Below are 17,728 nucleotides of genomic sequence, written 5' to 3'. Positions count from 1 at the left end.
CAGTGCCGCTTGAAGAGGATGAAGTCGGCTGTACGACGGATGTCGAGCTGTGGCCTGGAGTAGCCCTCCCAACGTGAGTGGCTGTGATCGGATCGGTAGGTAATTCCGCACCCGCCACTGGCCGTGAGGCAGAAGAGGAGGGGGGTGTCGTGGATGCGCTGGTTTTCTTGGGTAGCTTCATGGATCTGTTCCTGAATAAAGGGGTGATGTCATCAGCGCTCTCTGATGATGAAGACCGAGTCGGGTTTCGAATCGACGTTGAGAACGCCACCCAGCAGCCAGATCAACTGGTTTTTCGCATCGGCCGCCACCACCGCGTCGTAGGCTGGCTTGCCAATGCAGGCGGGCAGCAAGGGGTCAAAAAGCTCGGTGCCGGGATAGGTATAAAGGGTGATGCCATTGCCCTCGACCGCCGCCAGTTTCAAGATGAACACATCAGCTGTCGCCAGACTGCGGAATACCAAAGTGGGTGGTTGATGCTGAGGTGTCAGCCGGAAGACGTCATAACCGGCACGCACCAGCAGACCACCGGTCAATTGCCTCAAGGCCTTGCTGGAAGGGCTTCTGAGGTAGAAATTCCAGTCTTCGGGAAAAAGCTTCGGATCAAAGTTCAGGCGATGCAACGGTGCCTCCGCCTGGGCGTTGAGCGTCAGGTAGGTCGTTCCGTTCCGTTCGATTCGCGGGGCCTCGTGCAACATGAGCATTGGGTCGCCGAGTAGCGGGACGCCAGAGGTGGCTTTGGGATTCAAGCTCCAATGGGCCAGGACCTGACGGATATTGTTGAGGCCCGTGGAAGTGATTTGCGGTGAATTATCAGCGCGCTCGAACAAGGTTTTGGCGACCGACAGCGCCGTTCCCTCGGAGAATTCGGTGAAACGCTCGGCGACGGACCGCGACAACGGTTTACGAAAAAGCTTGTGCGCCGGTGGAACTTCCACGGAGTGGTTGCTTTTCGGAAAGACGGCAACCGGCTGAAGTTCAGGCGTGTCGCGCATTACGCGCTCGAAATCATCGAAGCGGCTGATCGGAGAATTGGGGTTTTGCAAGAAGTTCATCCCCGCCAATTCATCGGGAGCTGAACCCGGCGGCAAAACCGTGTAATCAAATCCGCCAAGCTTGACCGATGGGCCAGTCGGGAGGTCGTTGTAATGTACCCACTGCATCCAGTGATAAGGACTTTCAACGGTCGTTTGGGGAAAGAGCTGCGCCGTATTCGAGGCTTCCATCGGGTCGGATGACTCGCCAGCCTGTTCCAGCCTCGGTCGTTTCACCTGGGTGGCCGAAGTGTCAGCGTCCATGTCGGGCGACTCATGGATATACAGCCGCGGACTTTCAGGAGATGGAGGCCGTTCCGGAATTCGTCGCCACAGAACGGTGCCGGAGATTCGCTCAACTAACGGACCCGATGCGACCCGCTCATTGACGTCGCTGGCCTGATAATCACCGTCGTCATTTTTGCGTATCAGCACCGTACCTTCGCCATCAATATCAGCGTAGGTTCTGCCCAGTTTATCGTGACGAATACCGTCAAGCGGGCTTGCGGGTTCCAGCAGGTTCGCCAGTTCGGGAAGTAAAAATTTGAATGGTTGTGCGCTTGTGTCCAGCGGCGTCTGTACAGGTTTCTTCACCCAGCCTGGACGTTCGATGTACCAGTAGGGTTCACCGGCGATCCTGGCAAGAATCGGCCCCGGCACCCCGGGTGCGAACGGGAAGGGAACCTGATACTCGCCCTGGCTGGTACGCTCGACTACTGTTTTGCCCAGCCCCTTTATATCGGCAATCAACGTGCCATCGGTTACGACGAATAACCCTGTGTTTCTCCCGAACGGCATCAGCTCGCCGACACGGTCTTGCGGCCACATGATCATGTTAAGCGCGGACTTGACTATCGGGGGGGTAGCCGGCCTGACCGATCCCGGAATTTCAGTCACGATAATCTCGGACTGCGGGGGATGTTGAAACGGATGCTCAGTGCTGGCGCGTCGGCCAGCATCGGGACCAGAGACATTTCCAGGTAGATCTGATACCTGGTTACGGGGGCGGTTGGCGGCGGCCGAGTTGTCTTCGGTTCTGATTAAGCTTGAGGTGCCGTCTTTGTTGGATGTATTGATTTTCTTCGTCGGCTTTAACATTAATACACTTCGAATTGATGAATTATTATTGGGCGGTAATAAGGATTAATATTTTTGCACTGAGGACGACTGGCGTATTGCAACGGTCGTGCATCAGGTTTATTGGACTCGGTAGCTGCAAAATCACCTGGGCACAGTGAAACGCGGGCCAAGGCCAGGCACTAATGGCAGTGAAAAGAGGGCGGGGAAGGCGCGGCGAAAAAACAATAGTTCAACGCCGGGATGTTGGCATGGATCTCGATAATGCGGATTTGCAGATGCTGGGCCATATAGAACTTCCTTGTTCTGGTATTGGTTGTCAGTTGTGCAGGAATATAGAGAGGGATTTTGGTTGGTGTATATCGAAGTGTTGTTACGTGGTGTTGCGGCGTGCATCGAATTGAATAGGGTTACTTCATGATTCAGTTGAATTGATTTTTGTCAGAGTTTGTAACTGCTGTAGTCCGTTAAACAGTATTAACAGCAGTTACAACACCGTCGCTCAATCGTCGTCTTTCTCAGGAATGGCTGCTGAGCAAGGACGCCGCGCCTGCGCCGCCAAACAACCCGGCGCTGATCCGGTTGAACCAGCTCTGACCTTTGCCGCTGCGCAAATAACGGGCTGCACCATGGGCGCTCAGGCCGTAGGCGAGTTTGCATAGCAGATCGAGGAGGGTCCAGGTTGCAATCATTACCAGCAACTGCGGCAGAAATGCTTGCTCGGCGCTGAGGAATTGCGGCAAAAACGCGGCGAAGAAGAGGATGTCTTTCGGGTTGCTGGCACCCAATACAAACGCACGGCCGAACAGTGCGCGAAAGCGTGGCACCGGCGCCGCTTGCGGTACTTCGGCGGCCACTGATGGCTGGCGCGATTGCTGCCAGCTCTGCCAGGCGAGATAGAACAGGTACAGGGCACCGACAATTTTCAGTGCGCTGAACAGTTGCTCCGAAGCCAGGAGCAGGGCACCCAGTCCCAGCGCGGAAGCACTGAGCAAACAGATCGAGGCAATCACGCCGCCAAGAAACGCCGGGTACGAACGGCGCAAGCCGTAATTCAGACTGTTGCTGATCATCAGCAACGACAGTGGCCCCGGAATAAGGATCACCACCAGCGCAGCGCCGCTGAACAGCAGCCAGGTTTCCAGACTCATCACGTTCTCCTTTTTTAGTTGTACTCAAGAATGTGCAAAAGCCCCACCCGCAAGGGTGAGGCCGTTTTGAAGCTTGAACCGCGTGCCGCTTACAGGAAGATGAACTTGGCGAAGAAGATCGCGCAGAGCACCCACAGGCTGACGGAAATTTCCTTGAATTTGCCGGTGCCGGCTTTCAGCGCCACATAAGTGATGAAGCCCAGCGCAATACCATCGGCAACCGAAAACGTCAGCGGCATCATGATCGCGGTGACGATGGCCGGAATGGCGTCGGTGGCTTCGTCCCACTCGATGTGGGCCATGCTGCCCATCATCAGCATTGCAACGTAGATCAGTGCACCGGCGGTGGCGTAGGCGGGAATCATGCCGGCCAGCGGTGCAAAAAACATCGCCGCTATAAATAGCACACCGACGGTGACGGCGGTAAGACCAGTCCGACCACCAGCGGCCACGCCAGCGGCACTTTCCACATAACTGGTGACGGGCGGAACACCGACCACGGCGCCGAACACACTGGAAGCACTGTCGGCTTTCATGGCACGGGAGAGGTTTTCGATACGACCGTCAGCGTTCACCAGATTGGCACGCTGGGCAACGCCCATCAGAGTACCGGCGGTGTCGAACATGTGCACGAAGAGGAACGCGAGGACCACGCTGATCATGCTGACGTTGAATACGCCGGCCACATTCATCGCCATCCAGGTCGGTGCCAGGCTTGGCGGTGCCGACATGATGCCTTGATAGTGCACGAGGCCCAGGCCCCAACCGGCCAGGGTGACGGTGATGATGCTGATGAGGATCGCGCCAAATACGCGGTGGTAGCTGAGAATTGCGATCATCAGGAAGCAGACCGCGGCGAGCAGTGGGCCAGCTTCATGCAGAGAGCCCAGTTTGAGCAGAGTCGCCGGGCTATCGACGACGATGCCAGCGGTTTTCAAACCGATCAGCCCGAGAAACAAACCGACACCGGCGCCCATCGCGTGGCGCAGGCTGACCGGAACGCTGTTGAGCAGCCATTCGCGGATCCGCGAGAAGGTCAGAATCATGAACAACACACCCGAGACAAACACCGCACCGAGCGCGGTTTCCCAGTTGTAGCCCATGGTGCCGACCACGGTGTAGGTGAAAAACGCGTTGAGGCCCATGCCCGGCGCCAGACCCACCGGCCAGTTCGCGTACAGGCCCATCAACAGGCAGCCCAGTGCGGCGGCGATACAGGTGGCGACGAAGGCGGCCCCGTGGTCAATCCCGGCATCGGCCATGATGTTGGGGTTGACGAAGATGATGTAAGCCATGGTGATGAAGGTTGTCAGACCGGCAATCAGCTCGGTCTTCACCGTGGTGCCATGCAAGCTGAGTTTAAACAGGCGCTCAAGCAAGCCATTGCGTAACGGCGGCGAGAGATCCAGCGTCGATGCTTCGGATTTGCGGCTTTCCACAGCGAGTACTCCTCAAGAGTTTTATTGTTATTTCCAGGGCCGGACCCATGAGGGGTGGCAGCGGCCCTTTGAGGCATACGCGAATTTGTTGACCATGCGGTCAGGAACTCGCACGCTGTGGATTATGCTTTTGTGTACAAATAAAGCAAATATTGTTTTCTGTTTTGTTTACGAAAAGTCCGTCGATAGGGATATATCGACCTTACTGGCCTCATCGCTGGCAAGCCAGCTCCCACAATGATCATGGGTTTTCACGATATTTGTGTTCACCCAAAACCCTGTGGGAGCTGGCTTGCCAGCGATGAGGCCAGAGCATTCAATCAAAAGTCGCCTGACTGTCTCCCAACGCCAGATTCACCGCCAACCAACCATTCACCGCCACCTCCCCAGCCTCGGCAAACACCCGCTCCAGCAATTTCACCTGTTCACGCCGCAACACCTGTTCAAACTTTGCCCCTTCCGCAGTCAACGCCAGCAGTCGCTTACGCTTATCCGTCTCTGCCGCGACGCTGTCCACCAGATGCATTTCCTGCAGTTGCCGCAACGGCATGTTCAGCGCCTGCTTGCTCACGCCCAGCAAGGCCAGCAACTCCTTGACGCTCAGATTCGGGTAGCGGGCGATGAAAAACACAATGCGCTGATGCACCCGTGACAAACCTCGGCGCTCGAGCATTTCGTCAGCCTTGGCGGTGAACGCCTGATAACCGAAGAAAAACGCTTCCATGGCCTGCTGCTGACTGCTGGGGTTTTTAAGGTCAATCATGTTGACGTACTCGCTCAAGCTGTCGTAATTTCAGTCAACAAGTTTGACTCATTTTTCACACGCCTTGCTACCGGTGACCTCCATGGCTTTTTCCGAACGTGTCTCGCGCCTTAAAAGTTCTCTGATCCGTGAAATCCTCGCCGCGGCACAGCGCCCGGAAGTGATGTCGTTTGCCGGTGGCCTGCCCGCCGAAGCCATGTTGCCGAAAGTCGAATGGGCCGACATGCCCCTGTCGCTCGGTCAGTACGGTATGAGCGAGGGCGAGCCAGCATTGCGTGAAGCCTTGGCAGCAGAGGCGAGGGCGCTGGGGTTGGCCTGCGAGGCGAGTCAGGTGCTGGTGGTCAGCGGCTCTCAGCAAACGCTGGATCTGGCGGCAAAGCTGTACATCGACAAAGGCACCGAGATTCTGCTGGAGGCGCCGACTTACCTGGCGGCATTGCAGATCTTCCAGCTGTTCGGGGCTGATTGCCTGACTGTGCAGCAGGAGGCCGACGGCCCGAACCTGGCGCAACTGCGCACTCGCCTGGAACAGCATCGTCCGGCGTTCATCTACCTGATCCCGACGTTTCAGAACCCGTCTGCCGTGCGCTACAGCGAGGCCAAGCGCGCAGCCGTCGCCGCTCTGCTCGACGAATTCGGCGTGACCCTGATCGAAGACGAACCGTACCGCGAACTGACTTTCGACGGCGGCAGTGCCAAGCCGATCGCCGCACGCCTGAAGAAATCCAGCTGGATCTACACCGGCACCGTGTCGAAAACCCTTCTGCCGGGTTTGCGTGTTGGCTACCTGATCGCCAGCCCGGATCTGTTCCCGCATCTGCTCAAGCTCAAGCAATCAGCGGACCTGCACACCAATCGCATCGGCCAGTGGCAGGCGTTGCAGTGGATCGGCAGCGAGAAATATCAGCAGCACTTAACTGAGTTGCGCGGCTTCTATCGTGAGCGTCGCGATGGCTTTCAAGCAGCGCTGCAAATGCACTTTGCCGATCTGGCCGATTGGGATGTCCCGCAGGGTGGGCTGTTTTTCTGGCTGACGTTGAAACAGCCGCTGGACACGCGAACGTTGCTCAACGAAGCCTTGGCCAATGATGTGGCGTTCATGCCGGGCGAGCCGTTCTTTCCCGATCCGGACAACCATCATGGGCATTTGCGTTTGAATTTCAGCCACATCGACCCGGCGCGACTGGATGAAGGGCTGAAGCGATTGGCGGCGGTGGTGCGCCAGGCGCAAATGGAAAAAGCGGCTTGAAAACAAATAAACCGGCTCGAGGGCCGGTTTATTTTTGTCTGGGACTTGCGGTGTCTTTACTGGCCTCATCGCTGGCAAGCCAGCTCCCACAGTGATCTGTGGCGTTCACAGAACCTGTGGGAGCTGGCTTGCCAGCGATGAGGACATCAGCAACACCACAATCCATCAGACCGCAGCAAACCGCTTGTCCAGATAATCAATAATCACCTTGGACTCATACATCCAGGTCGTCTGCCCATTCTCTTCAATGCGCAGGCACGGCACCTTGATCCGGCCGCCCTGTTCCAGCAGCGTCTGACGATCCTGCTCGTTGTTCTTCGCATCCTTCAGCGCCACCGGCACGTTCAAACGACGCAGGGTACGGCGGGTTTTTACACAGAACGGGCAGGCGTGGAACTGATACAGGGTCAGGTCTTTGGCAGCCGTATCGACTTGCGCCTGAGCAGCGGCGGGGCGCTGTTTCTTGCCCGGACGGGTGATGAAGTCGACGAAAATAACCAGTTGGCCGAGGCCGACACGAAGCGCTTTGACGAACACGTTGAAAGCCTCACGGTGCACATTGAGAAAGGCGCGCAGCTTACCCGATTTTTCACGGGCGAAAAAAAACCGGCGATCAACGCCGGTTTTTTTGTGTGACGAGTTACTTGATCAGGCTGAGGAATTCGCTGCGGGTCGCAGCGTTTTCCCGGAACTCACCGAGCATCACCGAAGTGATCATCGACGAATTCTGCTTCTCGACACCGCGCATCATCATGCACATGTGCTTGGCCTCGATCACCACGGCAACGCCCAGCGCACCGGTAACTTGCTGCACCGCGTCGGCGATCTGGCGGCTGAGGTTTTCCTGAATCTGCAGGCGACGGGCGTACATGTCGACGATCCGCGCGACTTTCGACAGGCCCAGCACTTTGCCGCTCGGGATATACGCGACGTGAGCCTTGCCGATAAACGGCAGCAGGTGGTGTTCGCACAACGAATACAACTCGATGTCCTTGACCAGCACCATTTCGCTGTTGTCGGAGCTGAACAGGGCACCGTTGGTGACCTCTTCAAGCGTCTGTTCGTAACCGCGGCAGAGGTACTGCATGGCTTTGGCGGCACGCTTTGGCGTGTCGAGCAGGCCCTCGCGGGAGACGTCCTCGCCCAATTGGCCGAGAATCGCGGTGTAATTCTGTTCCAGGGACATGAAACTACCTGTGGGGATTTTCGCAAAGAGCAAGGGTACGGTGGCGGACACGCCCCTGCAAGTTCGGTGTAACGCGATTATTCGTCGCGGCCTTCCATCATGGTGCGTTTGAGCATCACGTAAACCGCGCCGGCGCCGCCATGTTTGGCCTGGCATGAGCAGAAACCCAGCACTTGCGCATGTTGGCGCAACCAGGTGTTGACGTGGCTTTTAATCATAGGCCGCTTGCCGTCCAGCCGCACAGCCTTGCCGTGGGTGACGCGCACGCAGCGGATTTCGAATTTGGTCGCTTCGGCGAGGAACGCCCAGAGGGTTTCCCGGGCCTTTTCCACGTTCATGCCGTGCAGGTCGAGGCTGCCTTCGAACGGGATCTGCCCGACCTTGAGCTTGCGCATCTGACTTTCCTGAACCCCGTCGCGAGCCCACATCAGCTCGTCTTCCGGGCCGACGTCGATCACGAACTGATCCGACAGCCCGTCAACGGTAGCTTGGTCGGTGCGCACGGTGGCCGATTGGCGCAGCTTGGCGATCTGGGCGCGGTCAGTCTTGGGTTTGCCGGTGTCGGCGCGATCGTGCTTGATCGGCTTGACGCCGCGCAGCTCGTTTTTGAACAGGGAAAAATCGTCGTATTGCATGTCAGCCTCCGCGAAGGGCGGCCAGTTTACCCAAGTCGAAACAAAACGGCCCGGCAAAAAGCCAGGCCGTCGATCAGTCGTGTTTTTTCATCAGGTGCGGGGACATGTTCAGTTCCCGCGATTGCCGTGCGCGACGGCGGCAGCGACGCCACAGGGCGACACCGAAATACAGAAACAGCAAACCGACCGCCAGAATAATCGCCGAGCCCATGGGCGTGGCGTTCAAGTCACCGAGCGCCGGCGGGCGTCCCAGCAGGCTGGCAGCACCGGCCATCGCCAGCAGCACGCCAAACGTCGCCAGAATGGCGGCGAATGCTGCGCCGAAGCGAAAACGCCAGTTGCTTTGGCCTTTGGGCCGCAAGCGGCGTGCGTCAAATCCATCGGATAACTTCATTCCGACCTTCCTCAATGGTATCGGCCCTTCGACCGGGAGTTGACCGGGTTGTTCCTGAGGCTATGGCATTTGCGGCAAATGAGAGGCTTTTGCGGATGAGCGGCGGCATGAGCCGCTCATCAAGCGGCGATCAGATCAGGTCTTGAGTCAAAGCGAGCGTGGCGAAGTTGTCGGCCATGATCGCCATTTCCGCCTCCTGCACGCGTTCGGCGCTCAGTACACGGCCCTTGAACGGCAAGTCACGGGTGGCGCAGGCATCTTCAACCAGGGTGCAGCGGAAACCCAGGTTCTTCGCTGCGCGCACGGTGGTGCTGACGCTGGAATGGCTCATGAAGCCGCAAACGATCAGGTCCAGCGAGCCAAGGTTTTGCAGGCGATCGAGCAATTCAGTGCCGTGAAACGCGCTCGGCAGCAGTTTGCCGATGATGGTTTCGTCACCCTGCGGCTCGAGGCCGGGGATGAATTCGCCGCGTTCACCTTGCGGGTCGAACAGGCCACCGACGGTGCCGAGGTGACGCACGTGCACAATCGGCCGACCGGCTGCACGGGCTGCGGCAACCACTTGTTTGATGTTTGCGACGGCCGCGTCCATGCCGCTCAGGGCCAGCGGGCCACTGAGATATTCTTTCTGGGCATCGATGATGACCACGGTCGCATGGCTCAGAGTGGCCGCTGCGTAACCGCGACCGCTGAGTTGAAACATCGTTTTTGGAACGGACATTCTGGGGCTCCTTGGGGTGGGGCTTTTGCGGCATTGTCCTCTGGCTGAGCGGTTCTGTGAATCGCTACCATCGTAGGCACCGTCGTTATTGGCCTGCAGCCTTGTCAAGTTACACGTTCTGTTCAATAGCGGATAAGAAAAACAGAACAGTCCTACGGTCGGCCCGGTTTTTTTCCTGCGTCGTCGTAGCGCGTTTTGGCTGGTAGAATCGCCAGTCGTTTTTTCTGGAGTTCTGCCCCGTGATCACTTCCCGACTTCGTACCCTGCGCGACCATATCCGTTGGGCCGTCAGCCGCTTCCATGGGGAGGATCTGTTTTTCGGCCATGGCACCGACAATGCGTGGGACGAAGCCCGCCAGTTGGTGCTGGGCGCTCTGCACCTGCCGTGGGAAATCGCCGACAGCTATCTGGATTGCGCGCTGGAAGACGATGAACTGGTTAATCTGCAACGCCTGCTCAAACGCCGCATCGAAGAGCGCATTCCAACCGCATACCTGTTGGGTGAAGCGTGGTTCTGCGGCATGTCGTTCATTGTCGATGAGCGTGTGTTGATTCCGCGTTCGCCGATCGGCGAGCTGATCGAAAACCGTTTTGCACCGTGGATCGGCGATGAACCTGCGCGAATTCTTGACCTGTGCACCGGCTCCGGTTGCATCGGTATCGCCTGCGCTTACGAGTTCCAGAACGCTGAAGTCGTGCTGGCGGATCTGTCGTTCGAAGCGCTGGAAGTGGCCAATCAGAATATCGAACGCCATGGCGTCGATGAGCGCGTGTACACCGTGCAGGGCGATGGCTTTGATGGATTGCCAGGTCAGCGTTTCGACCTGATCGTGTCGAACCCGCCTTACGTGGATGCCGAAGATTTCGCCGACATGCCGGACGAATATCAACACGAACCGGAGCTAGGCCTGGCCTGCGGTGATGACGGTCTGAACCTGGTGCGACGGATGCTCGCCGAGGCGGCGGATCATTTGACCGAGAAGGGTTTGCTGATTGTTGAAGTCGGCAATAGCCAGGTGCACGTTGATGCGCTGTACCCGGAAGTCGATTTTGCCTGGCTTGAGTTCCAGCGCGGCGGGCATGGCGTGTTCATGCTGACCGCGGAGCAGTGCCGCGATCATCAGGCGCTGTTCGCGTCACGCGTATAACCCTTTAAAAGCAAAAGATCGCAGCCTTCGGCAGGTGTACACCATCCCCGTGTAGGAGCTGCCGCAGGCTGCGATCTTTTGATCTACCGGTGTGTCGCAATCCAGATCAACAACCCCGCCTGAAACACCGCGAACGCCACCAGACACGTAATGGTGAACCGCAGCCCAGCGTCTTCGCGCTTGAACTTGCTGACCTTGTCTTCCTGCTTCTTGAGCTTCACTTCCTGCTCGGCCAGATTCTGCTCAGCCTGCTGAAGCATCTGCGCCGCTTCAAGAATTTCGACGACTTGCAGCTTTTCGCTGTTCCAGTCACCCAGCAAGTCACCGACCAGCACTTCCTTGACGCTGCCCTTCAAATGCTGCGCATCGGCGTACGCCACATCAAAACCATGCACGCGCAGGAAATGATCGCGACGCAGGCGAGTGTCCTCGTTCAGCGCGTCCTTGTTGTTCAAGTCCATGCCGTCGACGGTGTAGGTGGGCCAGCGTTTTTTCGCCCAGTTGATGCCTTGCGCAGCGACGAAACGGCCGATGCCACGGTTCAACGGTTCGATCTGCAAGCCGCTGTCCGGGCCGAAATGCACACGTTTGGTGGTGTGATTGACCCACACATCGAGCAGATTCTGTTCTTTGCGCACGCGCTGGCCAGGCAGTTTGATCGCCATGCGCATCAGGCTTTGTTCTTTGCTGTTGCGTTCGGCGTAACCGAACTCGACAAAGCGCAGCGGCCGGCCACCGGTGTTGCGGTCGGTCTGCAAGGGGGCCAGGCGGAGCATCTTGTGGTGCTCGGCGTGGACATCCGCCCACGGCAGCTCGACCGCTGGCGGTGCGTCTTTTTCAGCGGTGGTGTCGGGTGAAGTCTGCGTATCAGTCATAACGGCGAGATCCTGTCCAAGCCCTGCTTGTCACCAGCTATTGCGCTGGCGACAAAGGCTTATCGGCCGTTTTCTTCAGGACTGGAGGGGGATCAGGCGGGAAAACTGCCTGAAACGCCCCCAGTTGAGGCTTAACGGGTGCGAAGTCCGTCAATAAACTCGATGATTTGCGCACCAAGCTCCGCAGCCAGCGGCAAGTTTGGATCCTTGTAGGAGGCCAATTGCCGCTTCATGTCGTTATGCACGATGCGCAGCACATGGTTCATGCCTTCGATCACCACCAGTTCGGCATCGGGTTTGGCAGCCTTGAGCAATTTCGCGTCTTCGGTACCGACCTGCATGTCATTGCTGCCCTGGACAATCAGCGCCGGCATTGGCAATTGTGCGAATGCTTTAGCGGGATCCTGACGGAATAGCGAAATCAGATACGGCTGCACGCTCGGACGGAATATCACTTGCAGTTGCCCCGGCACATTGTCATCGACGTGACCGGCCTTGAGGCTGTCGAGCAGTTCATTGCTGCGCAGCATCAGCGGCGGCGGCAGGCTGCGGGCCAGTTGCTCGCGGATCACCTGATCGACCGGCCGGGCACTGCCGGACAAGGAAATCACGGCTGCCGCGTCTACCTTTGGCGCAGCGAGGGTGGCGATCAGCGCGCCTTCACTGTGACCGAGCAGAATCAGTTGACCGAAACGCGGATCCGCCTTGAGCTTTTGTCCCCACGCCACCGCGTCGGCCGCGTACGCCTCGACTGACAGATTGCGCTCATCCGGCGTCGCCGCCAGGCTCGCAGCCACGCCGCGCTTGTCGTAACGCACGCTGGCGATGTTGTGTTTGGCCAAGACCCAGGCCAGCCGTTTGAGGCTGTCGTTGCGCCCGCCGTCAGGGTTGTTTCCGTCACGATCCGTAGGACCTGAGCCAGAAATGATCAGGACAACCGGCACAGGCTTGTCGGATTTTGGCAGCAACAGCGAGCCGAAAAGTTCGCCGCTGCCGGTGTCCAGAGACATCGGGCGCTGTAGGACAGTCGCCTGGGCAAAGCCAGTAAAGAGGGTAAGACTCAAGATCAGAACTCGCAGCATCATCACGCCATCATTCGCCAAGGTGCCGGTTGGACTCACCAGCACCACTAAGGTTCGAGGATGAACTACTGGGTTAGCCTGCGTATACTGGCGCGCATCAAGAATTCGGGTTTGATTTCACGGAGCGTCCTGCATGTCCGGCAATACCTACGGCAAGTTGTTCACTGTCACCACCGCTGGCGAAAGTCATGGTCCGGCGTTGGTCGCCATTGTCGACGGCTGCCCGCCGGGCCTGGAGATTTGTGTCGCAGACCTGCAACGCGACCTCGATCGCCGCAAGCCCGGCACCAGCCGCCACACCACCCAGCGCCAAGAGCCCGACGAAGTCGAAATCCTTTCCGGCGTGTTCGAGGGGCGCACCACCGGTTGCTCGATTGGCCTGCTGATCCGCAACACCGACCAGAAGTCCAAGGACTACTCGGCGATCAAGGATCTGTTCCGCCCGGCTCACGCCGACTACACCTATCACCACAAATACGGCGAGCGCGACTACCGTGGCGGTGGCCGCAGCTCGGCGCGCGAGACCGCGATGCGTGTGGCGGCGGGTGCGATTGCGAAGAGATTCCTCGCCACCCAGGGCATCGTCATTCGTGGCTATATGAGCCAGCTCGGCCCGATCGAGATCCCGTTCAAGACCTGGGATTCGGTTGAAGAGAACGCCTTCTTCAGCCCTGACCCGGACAAAGTCCCCGAGCTGGAAGCCTACATGGACCAGTTGCGTCGTGATCAGGATTCGGTCGGAGCGAAGATCACCGTGGTTGCCGAAGGCGTGATGCCGGGTCTGGGCGAGCCGATTTTTGATCGTCTCGACGCCGAACTGGCCCATGCGCTGATGAGCATCAACGCGGTCAAAGGCGTGGAAATCGGCGCCGGTTTCGCCTGCGTTGCCCAGCGCGGCACCGAGCATCGTGATGAAATGACCCCGGAAGGTTTCCTCAGCAACAACGCTGGCGGCATTCTAGGCGGTATCTCGTCCGGTCAGCCGATCGTTGCGCATCTGGCACTCAAGCCAACATCGAGCATCACCACCCCGGGCCGTTCGATTGATGTCGATGGCAACCCGGTCGATGTGATCACCAAGGGCCGTCACGACCCTTGCGTGGGTATCCGCGCCACGCCGATTGCCGAGGCGATGATGGCCATCGTGCTGATGGATCACCTGTTGCGTCACCGTGGGCAGAACGCCGATGTGCGCGTAAACACGCCGGTGCTGGGTCAGCTCTGATGGCAGATATCAAAGCCGCTGCGGCTTGAAGGGCGTGGCGGCGCTTCCTTACTGGCGGCTGTCCAGTTTTTATCTGTTCTATTTCGCCTTGCTCGGTTCGACGGCGCCGTTTCTGGCGCTGTACTTCGATCACCTCGGGTTCAGCGCCGCGCGCATCGGCGAACTGGTGGCAATCCCGATGTTGATGCGCTGTGTGGCGCCAAACATCTGGGGCTGGCTGGGTGATTACACCGGCAAACGTCTGGCCATCGTGCGCTTCGGCGCGGTGTGCACGTTGCTGACCTTCTCGTTGATTTTCGTCAGCAAGAGCTACGCCTGGCTGGCGATGGTCATGGCTTTGCACGCGTTCTTCTGGCATGCGGTGTTGCCGCAGTTCGAAGTCATCACACTGGCGCATTTACAGGGCCAGACCTCGCGTTACAGCCAGATCCGCCTGTGGGGCTCGATTGGTTTCATCATCACCGTGGTCGCTTTGGGGCGTCTGTTCGAATGGCTCAGCCTCGACATCTACCCCGCGGCGCTGGTGTTGATCATGGCTGGCATCGTCCTCAGCAGTTTGTGGGTGCCGAACGCGCAACCGGCGCAGGGTAACCGACCGGGCGGGGAGGGCTTTCTCAAACAATTGCGCAGCCCCGGCGTGCTCGCGTTTTACGGCTGCGTGGCGCTGATGCAAATGAGCCACGGCCCTTATTACACGTTTTTGACGTTGCACCTGGAAAAACTCGGTTACACACGAGGCGTGATCGGCATGCTCTGGGCGGTCGGTGTAGTCGCCGAAGTGCTGATGTTCATGGCCATGAGCCGAATTCTGGCGCGGTTCTCGGTGCGCCGGGTGCTGCTGGCCAGTTTTCTGTTGGCGGCCCTGCGCTGGTTACTGCTAGGTTCGTTCGCGGAGTTTCTCTGGGTTCTGCTGTTTGCGCAGGTTCTGCATGCGGCGACTTTCGGCAGTTTTCACGCCGCTGCCATCCAGTTCGTGCAACGTAGCTTCGGTGCGCGTCAACAGGGGCAGGGCCAGGCGCTGTATGCGGCACTGGCCGGCACCGGCGGTGCGCTGGGCGCGTTGTATTCCGGCTACAGCTGGAATGCCCTCGGGGCGACATTGACCTTTAGTATTGCCAGTCTCGCGGCGCTCGCGGCTGCCGTTATCATTGCCACACGGATGCAAGAGGACAGGCCATGAGCTTTACGCGTGAACAACTCGCCCAGCAAATCGTCGACGCCGGGCGTTTCCTTTATGGTCGCGGCTGGTCACCGGCCACCAGCAGCAATTATTCGGCGCGCCTGTCGGCCAGCGAAGCGTTGTTGACCGTGTCCGGCAAGCACAAGGGGCAGTTGGGACTGGACGATGTACTTGCCACCGACCTGTCCGGTAACAGCCTGGAGCCGGGCAAAAAGCCGTCCGCCGAAACCTTGCTGCACACCCAGCTCTACAGCTGGCGCCCGGAGATCGGTGCGGTGCTGCACACTCATTCGGTCAATGCCACGGTGCTGTCGCGCCTGACCCCGCAAGACTTTATCGAGTTCGAAGACTACGAACTGCAAAAAGCTTTCAGTGGCATCTCGACTCATGAATCCCGGGTGCGCGTGCCGATTTTCGACAACGACCAGGACATTGCGCGCCTCGCCGCCAAGGTGCAGCCTTGGCTCGACGCCCATCCCGATTGCGTCGGTTATCTGATTCGCGGTCACGGTCTCTACACCTGGGGCGCGCAGATGAACGATGCACTGCGCCAGATCGAAGCCTTTGAATTCCTGTTTGAATGCGAGTTGAAAACCCGCAGCGTCATGAACCGCCAAGGCTGACTTCATCCGAAGTCGCCCATTTGCCTGATGAAATGCTGTGCCCGACCGGTCTGCAAGAACCGGACGGCAAGGCCGATACCGAGGAATTGCCCCAATGAGCAGCCTGTCCGTCTATCACGTTTCCAGCCCTGACATTCCGAACAAGGTGCTGACCCATCTCGAAGACATCGCCTCGACTCTGGCCGAGCAGGGCGTGCGCTTCGACCGCTGGCAAGCCACCGCGAAGATCCAGCCCGGCGCCACGCAGGAAGAGGTGATCAGCGCTTATAAAGAGCAGATCGACAAACTGATGACCGAGCGCGGTTACGTCACCGTCGACGTCATCAGCCTTAACAGCGACCACCCGCAAAAAGCCGAACTGCGTGCCAAGTTCCTCGAAGAACACCGCCACGGCGAAGACGAAGTCAGATTTTTCGTCGCCGGCCGTGGGCTGTTTACTCTGCACATCGACGATTACGTCTACGCCGTACTCTGCGAGAAGAATGACCTGATCTCGGTACCCGCCGGCACCAAGCACTGGTTCGACATGGGCGAGCATCCGCACTTTGTCGCGATTCGCCTGTTCAACAACCCGGACGGCTGGGTTGCCAATTTTACCGGCGAAGACATCGCCGGTCGCTTCCCGCGTCTGGAGGACTGAGCCCATGTCGATCAAAGTCATCCTCACCGACATCGAAGGCACCACCAGCGCCGTCAGTTTCGTCTTCGACGTGCTGTTTCCGTACGCGGCCAAACACCTGCCGGACTTCGTGCGCCAGAACGCAGAGCGTGCCGATGTCGCAGAGCAGCTCGACGCCGTACGTCGTGACAGCAACGAACCGCAGGCCGACGTTGAACGGGTTGTTGAAATCCTTTTGAGCTGGATTGCCGAAGACCGCAAAGCCACGCCGCTCAAAGCGTTGCAGGGCATGGTCTGGGAGCAGGGTTATCAGGCCGGGCAGTTGAAAGGGCATGTTTACCCGGATGCAGTTGAAGCACTTCAACGCTGGCACGCGGCCGGTTATCAACTGTTCGTGTATTCATCAGGTTCGATCCAGGCGCAGAAGCTGATCTTCGGCTGCTCGGAAGCGGGTGATCTGACGCCGCTGTTCAGCGGCTATTTCGACACCACATCGGGACCGAAACGTGAGACGCAGTCTTACACCAATATTCAACAGGCGATTGCTGTTGAACCTGCGCAGATTCTGTTTCTGTCGGACATCGTCGAAGAGCTCGATGCCGCTCAGTCTGCCGGTATGCAGACCTGCGGTCTGGCTCGCGAAGGCGGGGAGTTGGCGGGTCACGTAACCGTCGACAGCTTCACCGGAATCGAACCGGAAGCGTTCTGACGTCTACGCAAAACACTGAGCTGCGGCACGCTGCGATCTTTTGATCTTGTTCTTAAAAATCAAAAGATCGCAGCGTTCCGCAGCTCCTGGATAAATCTGAGCACAAAAAAACAGGCCGTGAAGCGAAAGCTCCACGGCCTGTTTTGTTTAACGAGTTCTTACGCAGTTACAGCGAGTGATAAGTCGGCAGGGCAAAACGCTGCTGGCTCTGCAGCATCGCAATCTGCGGCAACTCGCTGGCCTGTTCGGCCAGGTCACGACGAATCGCACTGATCGCCCACGACAGTTGGTCGCCGGCATGCAGTTGCTGATACGTCAGTGCACGTTTGAACACTTTGCCGTCGGCACTACGCAGCGTCAGCAAAATCCCGCCATCGGGACGCGGCGAGGTGGTGACGTCGAAGTTGGAGAACAGGGAGGTAAATTTCTCTTGAATCAGGCTCATGTTTTCAGCTCCGTATGCACTTGAATGGCAAGCATGCAAAGGAGGTTGCAGTGATTGTGCCAGCATCGGATAAAAATAAAACTGTTATAAATCAATGGCTTAAAAACAAGATGATTTTCTGGTGTCGTGCAAACTGCATGAATGGCCATCGTGCATCCTGCATTTTGCGGGAT

19 protein-coding genes are annotated in these 17,728 nt (G+C 58.3%); 7 read left to right on the top strand and 12 right to left on the bottom strand.

Annotated elements, in window-relative coordinates; genetic code table 11:
* Positions 1–212: 212 nt before the first annotated feature.
* The 4 genes from ICA15_RS02975 to ICA15_RS02960 form a co-directional block, all read right to left on the bottom strand.
* Entirely contained in the window at positions 213–2,132 is a 1,920-nt protein-coding gene (locus ICA15_RS02975; RefSeq protein ID WP_210553632.1) for a hypothetical protein, read from the bottom strand.
* A 497-nt stretch (positions 2,133–2,629) separates the two neighbouring features.
* Complete coding sequence (locus tag ICA15_RS02970) at positions 2,630–3,262, bottom strand: LysE family translocator (RefSeq protein ID WP_150618550.1); 633 nt, start codon at positions 3,260–3,262, stop codon at positions 2,630–2,632.
* Positions 3,263–3,351: 89 nt separating this feature from the next.
* Positions 3,352–4,701 carry an NCS2 family permease gene (locus ICA15_RS02965; protein ID WP_210553631.1) on the bottom strand — a complete coding sequence of 450 codons (1,350 nt, stop codon included), beginning with the start codon at positions 4,699–4,701 and terminating at the stop codon, positions 3,352–3,354.
* Positions 4,702–5,017: 316 nt separating this feature from the next.
* A complete protein-coding gene (locus ICA15_RS02960; RefSeq protein WP_210553630.1) occupies positions 5,018–5,464 on the bottom strand; it encodes a MarR family winged helix-turn-helix transcriptional regulator in 447 nt (148 codons plus the stop codon).
* A gap of 82 nt (positions 5,465–5,546) precedes the next feature.
* On the opposite strand from ICA15_RS02960, the gene ICA15_RS02955 reads away from it, so the two are divergent.
* Positions 5,547–6,713: a PLP-dependent aminotransferase family protein gene (locus tag ICA15_RS02955; protein WP_210553629.1), complete on the top strand. Its 1,167-nt coding sequence runs from the start codon at positions 5,547–5,549 to the stop codon at positions 6,711–6,713.
* A gap of 165 nt (positions 6,714–6,878) precedes the next feature.
* Here the strand turns inward: ICA15_RS02955 and ICA15_RS02950 are convergent, their stop codons facing one another.
* The 5 genes from ICA15_RS02950 to ICA15_RS02930 all read right to left on the bottom strand — a co-directional run bounded on the left by ICA15_RS02950 (position 6,879) and on the right by ICA15_RS02930 (position 9,649).
* Positions 6,879–7,250 carry a glutathione S-transferase N-terminal domain-containing protein gene (locus ICA15_RS02950; protein WP_150618553.1) on the bottom strand — a complete coding sequence of 124 codons (372 nt, stop codon included), beginning with the start codon at positions 7,248–7,250 and terminating at the stop codon, positions 6,879–6,881.
* A gap of 103 nt (positions 7,251–7,353) precedes the next feature.
* Positions 7,354–7,899 carry a GTP cyclohydrolase I FolE gene (folE, locus tag ICA15_RS02945; protein WP_003204506.1) on the bottom strand — a complete coding sequence of 182 codons (546 nt, stop codon included), beginning with the start codon at positions 7,897–7,899 and terminating at the stop codon, positions 7,354–7,356.
* Positions 7,900–7,976: 77 nt separating this feature from the next.
* Positions 7,977–8,534: a Smr/MutS family protein gene (locus ICA15_RS02940; protein ID WP_210553628.1), complete on the bottom strand. Its 558-nt coding sequence runs from the start codon at positions 8,532–8,534 to the stop codon at positions 7,977–7,979.
* 73 nt (positions 8,535–8,607) lie between these two features.
* The gene (locus ICA15_RS02935; protein WP_042558444.1) at positions 8,608–8,928 is read right to left on the bottom strand and encodes a hypothetical protein; all 321 of its coding nucleotides are present in this window, start codon (positions 8,926–8,928) and stop codon (positions 8,608–8,610) included.
* A 130-nt stretch (positions 8,929–9,058) separates the two neighbouring features.
* Entirely contained in the window at positions 9,059–9,649 is a 591-nt protein-coding gene (locus ICA15_RS02930) for a cysteine hydrolase family protein (RefSeq protein WP_008080919.1), read from the bottom strand.
* A gap of 239 nt (positions 9,650–9,888) precedes the next feature.
* Here ICA15_RS02930 and prmB point away from each other — a divergent pair, with 239 nt between their 5' ends.
* Entirely contained in the window at positions 9,889–10,797 is a 909-nt protein-coding gene (prmB, locus tag ICA15_RS02925) for a 50S ribosomal protein L3 N(5)-glutamine methyltransferase (protein ID WP_150618555.1), read from the top strand.
* Between the two features lie 83 nt (positions 10,798–10,880).
* Here the strand turns inward: prmB and ICA15_RS02920 are convergent, their stop codons facing one another.
* Entirely contained in the window at positions 10,881–11,672 is a 792-nt protein-coding gene (locus ICA15_RS02920; RefSeq protein WP_150601294.1) for a hypothetical protein, read from the bottom strand.
* 131 nt (positions 11,673–11,803) lie between these two features.
* On the bottom strand, positions 11,804–12,757 hold the full coding sequence (locus ICA15_RS02915; protein ID WP_210553909.1) for an alpha/beta hydrolase: 954 nt from the start codon (positions 12,755–12,757) through the stop codon (positions 11,804–11,806).
* 130 nt (positions 12,758–12,887) lie between these two features.
* Between ICA15_RS02915 and aroC the strand changes: the two genes are divergently transcribed.
* The 5 genes from aroC (at position 12,888) to mtnC (ending at position 17,110) form a co-directional block, all read left to right on the top strand.
* On the top strand, positions 12,888–13,979 hold the full coding sequence (aroC, locus tag ICA15_RS02910) for a chorismate synthase (RefSeq protein WP_210553627.1): 1,092 nt from the start codon (positions 12,888–12,890) through the stop codon (positions 13,977–13,979).
* Between the two features lie 34 nt (positions 13,980–14,013).
* On the top strand, positions 14,014–15,159 hold the full coding sequence (locus ICA15_RS02905) for an MFS transporter (protein WP_150618559.1): 1,146 nt from the start codon (positions 14,014–14,016) through the stop codon (positions 15,157–15,159).
* Entirely contained in the window at positions 15,156–15,782 is a 627-nt protein-coding gene (locus ICA15_RS02900) for a methylthioribulose 1-phosphate dehydratase (protein WP_210553626.1), read from the top strand. The genes ICA15_RS02905 and ICA15_RS02900 overlap by 4 nt, the downstream gene beginning before the upstream one ends.
* A 94-nt stretch (positions 15,783–15,876) precedes the next feature.
* Entirely contained in the window at positions 15,877–16,422 is a 546-nt protein-coding gene (locus ICA15_RS02895) for a 1,2-dihydroxy-3-keto-5-methylthiopentene dioxygenase (protein WP_210553625.1), read from the top strand.
* 4 nt (positions 16,423–16,426) lie between these two features.
* A complete protein-coding gene (gene mtnC / locus ICA15_RS02890) occupies positions 16,427–17,110 on the top strand; it encodes an acireductone synthase (protein ID WP_150601300.1) in 684 nt (227 codons plus the stop codon).
* A gap of 166 nt (positions 17,111–17,276) precedes the next feature.
* Here the strand turns inward: mtnC and ICA15_RS02885 are convergent, their stop codons facing one another.
* Positions 17,277–17,555 (bottom strand): DUF3509 domain-containing protein, encoded by a 279-nt coding sequence (locus tag ICA15_RS02885; RefSeq protein ID WP_150601301.1) that lies wholly within the window; start codon positions 17,553–17,555, stop codon positions 17,277–17,279.
* Between the last annotated feature and the right edge of the window lie 173 nt (positions 17,556–17,728).

The sequence above is a fragment of the Pseudomonas sp. P116 genome (genome assembly GCF_020149425.1).
In the GTDB taxonomy this organism is placed as follows: Bacteria; Pseudomonadota; Gammaproteobacteria; order Pseudomonadales; family Pseudomonadaceae; genus Aquipseudomonas; species Aquipseudomonas anatoliensis.
The sequence above is the reverse complement of the archived record's forward strand: the minus strand, read 5'-3'. Positions and strand labels throughout refer to the sequence as shown.